Source organism: Marinobacter sp. OP 3.4 (assembly GCF_036224885.1).
In the GTDB taxonomy this organism is placed as follows: domain Bacteria; phylum Pseudomonadota; class Gammaproteobacteria; order Pseudomonadales; family Oleiphilaceae; genus Marinobacter.
Genome location: NZ_JAVVLT010000122.1, coordinates 105,384 through 113,834, shown reverse-complemented (window position 1 = coordinate 113,834; position 8,451 = coordinate 105,384). Strand labels below are relative to the sequence as shown.

Annotated in this window: 15 protein-coding genes; 5 read left to right on the top strand and 10 right to left on the bottom strand. The window is 55.3% G+C overall.

The features are described 5' to 3' along the window. Positions 1-32: 32 nt before the first annotated feature. Complete coding sequence (locus tag RO069_RS21540; protein ID WP_328190288.1) at positions 33-365, bottom strand: YoaK family protein; 333 nt, start codon at positions 363-365, stop codon at positions 33-35. 171 nt (positions 366-536) lie between these two features. Here RO069_RS21540 and RO069_RS21535 point away from each other — a divergent pair, with 171 nt between their 5' ends. Beyond that, positions 537-2,153: a choice-of-anchor I family protein gene (locus RO069_RS21535; protein WP_328190286.1), complete on the top strand. Its 1,617-nt coding sequence runs from the start codon at positions 537-539 to the stop codon at positions 2,151-2,153. Positions 2,154-2,210: 57 nt separating this feature from the next. Here the strand turns inward: RO069_RS21535 and RO069_RS21530 are convergent, their stop codons facing one another. The 6 genes from RO069_RS21530 to RO069_RS21505 form a co-directional block, all read right to left on the bottom strand. Continuing rightward, the gene (locus tag RO069_RS21530; protein WP_328190284.1) at positions 2,211-2,519 is read right to left on the bottom strand and encodes a putative quinol monooxygenase; all 309 of its coding nucleotides are present in this window, start codon (positions 2,517-2,519) and stop codon (positions 2,211-2,213) included. 34 nt (positions 2,520-2,553) lie between these two features. Continuing rightward, positions 2,554-2,871: an antibiotic biosynthesis monooxygenase gene (locus RO069_RS21525; RefSeq protein ID WP_328190283.1), complete on the bottom strand. Its 318-nt coding sequence runs from the start codon at positions 2,869-2,871 to the stop codon at positions 2,554-2,556. Positions 2,872-2,946: 75 nt separating this feature from the next. Beyond that, positions 2,947-3,387, bottom strand: a complete 441-nt coding sequence (locus tag RO069_RS21520) for a hypothetical protein (protein ID WP_328190281.1) — start codon at positions 3,385-3,387, stop codon at positions 2,947-2,949. A 356-nt stretch (positions 3,388-3,743) separates the two neighbouring features. Next, on the bottom strand, positions 3,744-4,121 hold the full coding sequence (locus RO069_RS21515; protein ID WP_328190279.1) for a nuclear transport factor 2 family protein: 378 nt from the start codon (positions 4,119-4,121) through the stop codon (positions 3,744-3,746). Between the two features lie 16 nt (positions 4,122-4,137). Further along, positions 4,138-4,914, bottom strand: coding sequence for a type I methionyl aminopeptidase (gene map, locus RO069_RS21510; protein WP_328190278.1), 777 nt, complete (start codon positions 4,912-4,914; stop codon positions 4,138-4,140). After that, entirely contained in the window at positions 4,907-5,113 is a 207-nt protein-coding gene (locus RO069_RS21505; protein WP_328190277.1) for a ParD-like family protein, read from the bottom strand. The genes map and RO069_RS21505 overlap by 8 nt, the downstream gene beginning before the upstream one ends. Positions 5,114-5,409: 296 nt before the next feature. Here RO069_RS21505 and RO069_RS21500 point away from each other — a divergent pair, with 296 nt between their 5' ends. Together RO069_RS21500 and RO069_RS21495 are read left to right on the top strand one after the other, a co-directional pair. Then, on the top strand, positions 5,410-5,661 hold the full coding sequence (locus RO069_RS21500) for a type II toxin-antitoxin system Phd/YefM family antitoxin (RefSeq protein ID WP_328190294.1): 252 nt from the start codon (positions 5,410-5,412) through the stop codon (positions 5,659-5,661). Beyond that, positions 5,658-5,912: a Txe/YoeB family addiction module toxin gene (locus RO069_RS21495; RefSeq protein ID WP_328190275.1), complete on the top strand. Its 255-nt coding sequence runs from the start codon at positions 5,658-5,660 to the stop codon at positions 5,910-5,912. Before RO069_RS21500 ends, RO069_RS21495 begins: the two co-directional genes overlap by 4 nt. Positions 5,913-5,997: 85 nt before the next feature. Here the strand turns inward: RO069_RS21495 and RO069_RS21490 are convergent, their stop codons facing one another. After that, positions 5,998-6,462 (bottom strand): GNAT family N-acetyltransferase, encoded by a 465-nt coding sequence (locus tag RO069_RS21490; RefSeq protein WP_328190273.1) that lies wholly within the window; start codon positions 6,460-6,462, stop codon positions 5,998-6,000. A 33-nt stretch (positions 6,463-6,495) separates the two neighbouring features. Next, on the bottom strand, positions 6,496-6,948 hold the full coding sequence (locus RO069_RS21485) for a hypothetical protein (RefSeq protein WP_328190271.1): 453 nt from the start codon (positions 6,946-6,948) through the stop codon (positions 6,496-6,498). Between the two features lie 136 nt (positions 6,949-7,084). On the opposite strand from RO069_RS21485, the gene RO069_RS21480 reads away from it, so the two are divergent. Together RO069_RS21480 and RO069_RS21475 are read left to right on the top strand one after the other, a co-directional pair. Continuing rightward, positions 7,085-7,330 carry a type II toxin-antitoxin system CcdA family antitoxin gene (locus RO069_RS21480; protein ID WP_328190270.1) on the top strand — a complete coding sequence of 82 codons (246 nt, stop codon included), beginning with the start codon at positions 7,085-7,087 and terminating at the stop codon, positions 7,328-7,330. Then, on the top strand, positions 7,300-7,647 hold the full coding sequence (locus RO069_RS21475) for a CcdB family protein (RefSeq protein WP_328190268.1): 348 nt from the start codon (positions 7,300-7,302) through the stop codon (positions 7,645-7,647). Before RO069_RS21480 ends, RO069_RS21475 begins: the two co-directional genes overlap by 31 nt. Before the next feature lie 69 nt (positions 7,648-7,716). Here the strand turns inward: RO069_RS21475 and RO069_RS21470 are convergent, their stop codons facing one another. Then, the gene (locus RO069_RS21470) at positions 7,717-8,286 is read right to left on the bottom strand and encodes a hypothetical protein (RefSeq protein WP_328190267.1); all 570 of its coding nucleotides are present in this window, start codon (positions 8,284-8,286) and stop codon (positions 7,717-7,719) included. Positions 8,287-8,451: the final 165 nt, after the last annotated feature.

The following is an 8,451-nucleotide window of genomic DNA, read 5'->3' as shown; positions in this document are numbered from 1 at the left end:
GGGGTGGGTCAAAATTAATGGCCAGTAGTGGGTCATTTTAATTGGCCACTAACAGCCCCGAAGAGCAGCAGCGACTCCACCACCAGCGCCGTGTCGTAATGCTGCCCCAGCCTCAGGGTACTGCCATGGAGCAGATAGCCTGACAACGAGGCGCCCAGGAAGAACGCGAACAGCACCCCGGCGAGGTGCAGGCTGACGGTGGCCGGATTCCCCAACACCGAGGTACCCAGCAGGGTGGCCGTGCCGGACAGATGGGACACCGACTGATGCTCAAAGCCCAGCAGACCAATCGCATTGATACACCCGGCCACGAGGGCCAGCACAAAGGCCCCGTACTCAATCCATTTTGGAAGTCTTGATATCAAATCGGTTACCCGCTGAACTGCCGCCAACGCCTGTATCGCGCTCAAACCATACCACGAACCCGGCCCCGCCTACCCCACTATGCCGCTGACACCCAAGGGTCATCAGACCGTCATGGAACTTACCTAACGTTACATAACATCACACTCGATAACGTTAAGCAGGAGGGATCCATGAAGTTGTCCGCCCTAACCCTGGGCCTCGGCCTGGCAGTGTCCACCGGTGCTCACGCCATACCGTTCTTTCAGCCCAACCTGACCCTGGAACCTATTGGCCAGCACCAGACCGGCGTATTCGACGAGGGCGCCGCCGAGGTGGTCGCCCACGATCCCCGCAACCAGCGCATCTTCAAGGTCAATGCCGCCGCCACGACGGTGGACGTGCTGGATATCAACGACCCCACCAACCCCACCCTGATGAGCACCATTGATGCCTCCACCCTGGGCGCCAGTGCCAACAGCGTGGCCGTGCACAAAGGCATTGTCGCGGTGGCCATCGAGGCGGAAGATTCGCAGGCCCCCGGCCTGGTTGCCTTCTACGACGCCGTGGACCTGTCCCTGATCAACACCGTGACCGTGGGCGCCCTGCCGGACATGGTGACCTTTACCCCGAACGGCCGCTACGTGCTGGTGGCCAACGAAGGCGAGCCCAACGACGACTATACCGTCGACCCGGAAGGCTCGGTGAGCGTCATCGACCTGCGCCACGGTGTGGCCAATGCCTCCGTGCGCACCGCCGACTTCACCCGCTTCAACGGCATGGAAGACGAACTGCGGGCCCGGGGTGTACGCCTCTTTGGCCCCAACGCCAGCACGGCCCAGGACCTGGAGCCGGAATACATTACCGTGTCCGGCAACTCACGCTTCGCCTGGGTCAGCCTGCAGGAAGCCAACGCCCTGGCCCTGGTGGACATCCGACGGGCCCGGGTACTGGAAATCCAGCCGCTGGGCACCAAGGACCACAGCCTGCATGGCAACGAACTGGACGCCAGCAACCGGGACGATGGCATCAACATCACCAACTGGCCCGTCCAGGGCATGTACATGCCGGACGCCATCGACAGCTACCGCTTCTTCGGCCAGACCTATGTCGTGACCGCCAACGAGGGTGACGCCCGGGACTATGACGGTTACAGCGAAGAGACGCGGGTCAAGGACCTGACCCTGGACCCGGAGGCCTTCCCCAACGCCGAAGAGCTCCAGGATGACGCGAACCTGGGCCGGCTGAACACCACCACCGCCAACGGCGATACCGATGGCGACGGTGATGTGGACGTGATTTACAGCTACGGTGCCCGCTCGTTCTCCATTCGCGATGCCCGGGGCAACCTGGTGTTCGATTCCGGTGCCGACTTCGAGATGATCACGGCGGAGCTGCTGGAGGATGACTTCAACAGCAACAACGACGAAAACGACTCCTTCGATGCCCGCTCCGACGACAAGGGCCCGGAGCCGGAAGGCGTGACCCTGGGCCGGATCTGGGGCCATACCTACGCCTTTATCGGCCTGGAACGGGTCGGCGGCATCATGGTGTACGACATCACCAACCCCTACCGGGTCCGCTTCGTCAACTACATCAACAACCGTGATTTCAGCGTTGACGCGCAACTGCCGGACGACAGCGTGAACCCGCTGGTGGGTGACCTGGGGCCGGAAGACCTGGTGTTCATTCCGGCTTACCAAAGCCCGAACCGTCGCCCCCTGCTGGTGGTGGGCAATGAGGTGAGCGGCACCACGACGGTCTTCCAGGTGGATGTGGAACTGGACCTGGGCTTCGGTCGGCGCTTCTGATTGGCCTATCCAGTGTGTGAAGACACCGGGCCGGGCTCTCCTGGTCCGGTGTCAGACTTAAACAGCGCGTGAAGCGCTTACCTCGTAGGCCATAAACACCCGGTCCATCAGACCCAGCCCTTTCGCCGCCTCTCTCCAGGGGCCGATATGAGGTGCCACAAGGTGGGCATCCAGGGATTCCTGGCTTGGCCATAACTCGGAAAAGCGGATCAACCCCGGATCGGTAAGGTCCTCGGCCACGTCATAGGCAATACAGCCATCATGGCGGCGGGTAGCCTCAACAAATTCCAGCAGGTGAGACCGAACCGCATCCATGGATTCCGGCGGGAACCGAAGGTGGCCGAAAACGGCGACTTTTGCTTCCATGACTTTCTATCTCCTTATGTGGACACCGACATCTTCAGTACGAAAGAGACTCCCGGACTTCATAATGCTGCGACCGGTCGTCGTATCTTGAGAGCACTTCTTTTGCCTTTGCAGGAATGTAGGATGCCGTCGGGTCCTCACCGACAAACGCCTTGACCGAATCCAGGGAGTCAAACGTCATGATCGTAATAAACTCCACTTCATCGTCATGTGCCCGACGCAACAACTGGATCTCCCGATAGCCCGGGATGTGCTTTGCTGCAATGCCCGGAAATATCTCCTCCCTGAGAAGGGTTTCGTATTTATCGGCATTGTCGTGGGTTGTCCAGCCGTGCCAGATTCTCTTGATCATCGTTGCTTTCTCCGTGTACCAGGGTGGTCAGCGTTGTAATAGATCAGCCAGAATCATCAATATGGCAAACCAAGTTCAAATTCTGAAATCCGCATGCGGAACAAAGCAATATCCGGCATGGGGTTCCTGAAGACATAAATCACGAGCCCTGGCCCAGCGATTGAGACGCATAAAGTACACAGCGCCCTCTTCCGATTCCGGCAGATGCACCCAGGCCAGCGGTCGTCCATACATAAATTCCAGAAACCTCGCGGCGCTGAACGGCAACCCGGGATCTGGATCAAGGCCCCTGAAGTCACAGAACACCCGGAAATCCCGCTCGGCGATTTCACGCTCCGCAAGGGCCACGCGCAGAAACTCGACATGCGCCTGGTCTGGAATGAAGGACAGGCCCAGAACAACGTCCCTTGGCAGATCGGCCTCCCGAACCGCCTCGGCGTCGAGATCCTTGCCCAGTTCCGGATCCAGACACCGCCCTGGCGTGGACCAGAGTTCCAGTTCAATAACCCGTTTCACGGTCCCTCGAATGGATGTCAGGTGGGTTAAGGTGAAAAACCTGCATCATCGGTTACATCCCTTACCCACATAGGCCTCAAGTTTCGAGGGAACATAAGGCCAGAAAACGTCCCAGCTTGCCGGTTTGGGATATCGCTTCCTGTATGCTTCCTGCTCTTTCGCACCGAGCTCGCTGTACCAGTCAACGAACCGATACCAGTACGCTTCGCCCGGTCCCATTCGCCAACCCATGGAACCCAATGGTATGTCTGGATACTGAATCCACGGAGGCAACATTTCATTATCCATAAAAGCCTGCAGCAGGTTGTGGACGGGCCGTCATTCTCGTATCCCGGGTATAGCCAGTCGCCCCTTTTTCATTTGGCTGACGGCAGATTGCCCCCCAGCATGTTTTCAACCACGGCCGCGTTGTAGAAGGCTTCAACGGTCTGGATCTTGTCATTCTGGACCCGGAACCAGACGGCGAGCCGCACATCCCCGATCGGTTCAAAGTGGGTTCGGTAATCCAGGATGGCAAACACGTGCTCCCCGTCGGCACTGAGCTGACGGACGATCAGGTCCTTCTGGATGGCGGCCATACCAAACTGGTACGACAGCATGTCATCCGCACTGAGGAAACGCATATTCGGGCCCACATACTCAAATCCCTCAGCGCCCAGCAAGGTCTTCGCCTCGTCAAAACGCTGGTCATGGATATGAGCGATGAACTGCGCCACGATGTCTTTCGGCTGCATGAACAGACTCCTGTCATTAATGGATACACTCCTCCTCGCGGAGTGTAAGGACCTCATAGCCATCCGATGTGACGGCAATCGTATGCTCCCATTGTGCAGACAGTTTCTTATCACTGGTGACAACGATCCATCCATCTTTCTTCAATTTAACCTTTGCCTTGCCCTGGTTAATCATCGGCTCGATCGTGAACGTCATGCCTTCCCGCAAGGTGAGGCCCTTTCCTGGCTGGCCAAAATGCAGCACCTGGGGATCTTCATGCATTTCCCTGCCGATACCATGACCACAGTATTCACGGACCACAGAGTAGCCGTTCTGCCTCGCATGTCTCTGGATCGCGTGACCAACATCGCCCAGGGTCGCGCCGGGCCTGACAGCCCGTATGCCTTCCCACATGGCTTCGTAGGTCTTATCAACCAGTCGCTTCGCGAGAGGTGACACCTCACCAATCATGTACATCTTGCTGGAATCAGCGATGAACCCGCCCTTTTCCAGCGTGATATCGACATTGACGATATCGCCGGATTTCAGCTTCTGGGTCTCTGAGGGAACGCCGTGGCATACCACCTGGTTGATCGAGCTGTTCAGCACATACTGGTAACCATACTGGCCCTTGCTGGCCGGGCGGGCCTTTAACTGGTCAACGATATAGCGCTCGGCCAGATCATTGATCTCCATGGTGGAGATACCCGGCACGATGCGCTCATCAAGGTAGCTGAAAACCGATGCAAGCAGTCGTCCGGCCTCCCGCATCACCTGCAGTTCCACGGCATTTTTCAGCACGACCTCAGGCACTGACGATCTTCCCTATATCCACATCCGCCTGCTTCAACTGCTCATCCACGATCTGGCGATAAGACAGGCCCGGGTTGGCCTCGGCGAGCATGCCGATCTTCATCCAGTACTCCGCCTGAGCGTTGATGGAGCGCACCATCACCGAACTGGCCTTGCGGACCTCTTCGTGTAACTCATCGTTGATCTTGACGATACCCATAACAGACTCTTTGTATATGAAACGTATACGAATCATATATCGCCTGAAACTGAGTCGCAAGGAGCCACTAGCTGAGCACTTTCATAGGACGATTAGTGATTTTAGATGCTCCGGCCAATGCACGCCGCTTCACGATCCAGGCAGGGAAGTCCACATTGATCTGCTTTTGTTCCTGGTTAACACAACGAGCAAAGGACGGGTTGAGTGGCGGAGAACCGGTTGCCAGCCGCCGATTGTTAAATCCTTTTTCGTACGATATCCTGTACACGATCAACATCCTGTACAGGAGAAACCTTATGGATGCCATCAGCTACACAGCCGCCAGGACCAATCTGGCAAAAACCATGGAGCAGGTCTGTGAAGACCATTCCCCTGTGATCATCACCCGGAGCAAGTCGCCGTCCGTGGTCATGATCTCCCTTGAGGACTACGAGGCGCTGCAAGAAACCGCATACCTTCTACGCGCCCCCAAAAACGCCCGGCGTCTGCTGGAATCCGTCGCTGAACTGGAACAGGGCGGTGGTCAGGAAAAGGACCTCCTTGAATGAAACTCCTCTTCTCCGAGAATGCCTGGGAAGACTATCTGTACTGGCAGAAAACCGACAAAAAGATTCTTAACCGAATCAACAAGCTGATCAAAGAGATCAAGCGAGAACCGTTCGACGGTATTGGCAAACCTGAGCCCCTCAAACACACCCTCGCCGGATACTGGTCTCGCCGGATCAACGACGAACACCGAATCGTTTACAAGGTCACGGACGACGCTTTACTTATCGCCCAGCTTCGGTATCACTACTGAACTGAAAGGAATCAATCTGGGCAAATCGTTTCATCCCCTACCGGGCGGTACTGGGGAAAAGTCCAAATCCAACCGGCGTCGCTTGCTAGCAGGCAATCTGTTTACACATGACGCTGACCATTACACCCCTATATTCGCAGCGTTCCATATGACGCCAGCCAAGTTTCTCATAGAGCCTGGACGCAAATTCCGTGTAGAGGTACCAGGACTCAGCCTTTGATTTAACGGCTTCCCTTTCGCATCGGGCGATCAGTTCCGTGGCGATTCCTTGGTGCCGGAAGCCTTCTTTGACATAAACGGCAGCTAGCCAAGGGGATAAATCAGGCCTGGTGTCCATGTCATGCTGAACCAGGGCCGCTGAACCAACCAATTGATCTCCTGACATTGCGACGAATATCGACGGAACCCCCTCTCGTCCCGCGGCTTTAGCAATGGCTTCAGCCCGCTTTTCCAGGGTAAGTAACGGATTCAAATGACTCCACTCGCCGTGGTGAAGCTCCGCCAACTCCGGAATGAACGCCTTTTTGTCAGCTAGGGGAACAATTTCCATAGTCTTTGCCTCTTGAGGGTGACGCTGGGTGAACTACGGGTGTTGGCACCACCAGTAGAAATACTCTGGCGTTTCGAGGATAAACGCGATCTTTCCGCCCGCATCGCGTCTGGGGTAGCAACTACCCTTGTAGAGCTTGTGAGAAGGACGCTTCTGATCCCTATTGAACCACCACCCGACCATAAATGGATCGCTGGAGCGGATTGCCTGTAACTCCGAAAAACGAACTTCGTCAAAGCCATGGCCGCGTGGATGAAATCCGCCGGGACCTGGCCGAAACCGTAACCAGACTTCATTGCCATCCAGGTTATGCTGCTCGTGTATCTCCCTGATGTCCGAAGGAAAGAGGCGTGGCACCCACATCCCATCATAGAGAGCATCCTCGTGGCTCTCATAGTAGCGGTTCGGGCTCTCGAGGTAGAGGCAACCAACCGGGAAAAGAACGGCCAGAAGGCACGCCACCGCCAGCAGGCCAATAACCTTCACGCAAATCCTCCTGTTCAACGCTTTGGTTTTGCGGCATTCCGAAGCGTAGCGTAGGTGCATCGAACATCAGCCATTGGTTGAGCACTTGCATGCACATATACTGAAACAGCACATTTATAGCCACTTGGGGGCTCCGATGGCCAAACTTTACAATGCAGCCGCACCCAAAAAGGCAGCGAACCTCTCAATCAATAGCGATCTGCTGCGTAAAACCCGGGAACTGAACATCAACCTGTCTGCCACCCTGGAACGAGCCTTGAGGGAAGAGCTATCCAGGCGCGAAGCTGCGCAATGGGTTGAAGAAAATCGCGCCGCGATCAAAAGTTACAATGATTTCGTCGAACAGCATGGATGCTTCGGCGACGAATTCAGGGCGTTCTGAAAGCGCAGTTCGATGTATACCCCAACCTTAGCAAAGTCAGCAAAGCGCATTACCCTTACCTTGTCGATACTCAGAGTAGCCTCCTGAGCGACCTGGCAACCCGCATTGTTATACCGCTGGGCAAACGGTCCGCCTTTGGTGGCGAAGCCATGCAAGGACTCACCCCGGAAATCAGCTTTGCCGATCAGGAACTGCTGCTGTTAACCCCGCAGGTTTCCTCGGTACCTGAAAAGCATCTCAAGAACCCCATTGGCTCCCTTGCGCATTTCAGGGATGAGATTGTTGGTGCGCTGGATCTTGCTGTTACTGGTATTTGACAGCCGACACTGAGAGCGAATTGGAGCAACGTCAGAGTTGAAAGTGACTGTACCTGCTTGCCTTCCCGGCTAAGACTCCGGAACGACAGCGATCTCAGCCTGTTTTTGTCTGATGGCGTCCTGATCGAACGGCGTCCTGCATGACTCTGCGTTGAACGCCCAGACTTTGGTTGACCAGCTCTGGGTCATACCAAAGCTGTTTTCACACTCAACGTAACCGGCTTGTTCAAAGGTATTACTCCAATACATTTGAGCTACGAACTTACCCGATATCATCAAGATAAACCCCAGGACAATAGAGTAACCCATTGCCCTGGTGATCTTTTTATCGAAGGATCGAGGCCTCTCGCCTTTATAAGCTAAAAATAGGCTATAAAGCCCCATAACCAAAAGTGTCGCCAGTATCAACCATCCGCCGTAGTAAAGGAGAAATCCCGTATCTTGCAAAATAAATTCTGGCTTAATGGTCGTTAGCCTAATGTAGGCGCTGCTATTTTCTGAAATCTTGGCTGGCGTGTAAATAAAGAAGAACGCCGAAATGGATAGAAAAAAAAGGCCAATTAACAACATTGACCTCTGATTTACGCTGTAGCGAGGGTTAGCCACTTCAGTGGCCCCGTGGTTAATAGTATCCGCCATAGCCGCCGCCGGAGAACCTTCTTATAAATTCGATCTGACTGATCCTACCCTGAAATCTATACCTTGACCAATTCTGTGGAAATATGCGCAATAACGGATTCGATGGATTTGTGATTATCAGCAAACATGCGAGCATTCAGGTGATGGGTTTGACGCCACAGTCAC

What these genes read in the sequence shown, in the direction of transcription:
- RO069_RS21535 (WP_328190286.1), top strand. Translation starts at nt 537, where the DNA reads ATGAAGTTGTCCGCCCTAACCCTGGGCCTCGGCCTGGCAGTGTCCACC.
- RO069_RS21530 (WP_328190284.1), bottom strand. Translation starts at nt 2,519, where the DNA reads ATGGAAGCAAAAGTCGCCGTTTTCGGCCACCTTCGGTTCCCGCCGGAA.
- RO069_RS21525 (WP_328190283.1), bottom strand. Translation starts at nt 2,871, where the DNA reads ATGATCAAGAGAATCTGGCACGGCTGGACAACCCACGACAATGCCGAT.
- RO069_RS21515 (WP_328190279.1), bottom strand. Translation starts at nt 4,121, where the DNA reads ATGCAGCCGAAAGACATCGTGGCGCAGTTCATCGCTCATATCCATGAC.
- RO069_RS21505 (WP_328190277.1), bottom strand. Translation starts at nt 5,113, where the DNA reads ATGGGTATCGTCAAGATCAACGATGAGTTACACGAAGAGGTCCGCAAG.
- RO069_RS21500 (WP_328190294.1), top strand. Translation starts at nt 5,410, where the DNA reads ATGGATGCCATCAGCTACACAGCCGCCAGGACCAATCTGGCAAAAACC.
- RO069_RS21495 (WP_328190275.1), top strand. Translation starts at nt 5,658, where the DNA reads ATGAAACTCCTCTTCTCCGAGAATGCCTGGGAAGACTATCTGTACTGG.
- RO069_RS21490 (WP_328190273.1), bottom strand. Translation starts at nt 6,462, where the DNA reads ATGGAAATTGTTCCCCTAGCTGACAAAAAGGCGTTCATTCCGGAGTTG.
- RO069_RS21480 (WP_328190270.1), top strand. Translation starts at nt 7,085, where the DNA reads ATGGCCAAACTTTACAATGCAGCCGCACCCAAAAAGGCAGCGAACCTC.
- RO069_RS21475 (WP_328190268.1), top strand. Translation starts at nt 7,300, where the DNA reads ATGCTTCGGCGACGAATTCAGGGCGTTCTGAAAGCGCAGTTCGATGTA.
- RO069_RS21470 (WP_328190267.1), bottom strand. Translation starts at nt 8,286, where the DNA reads ATGGCGGATACTATTAACCACGGGGCCACTGAAGTGGCTAACCCTCGC.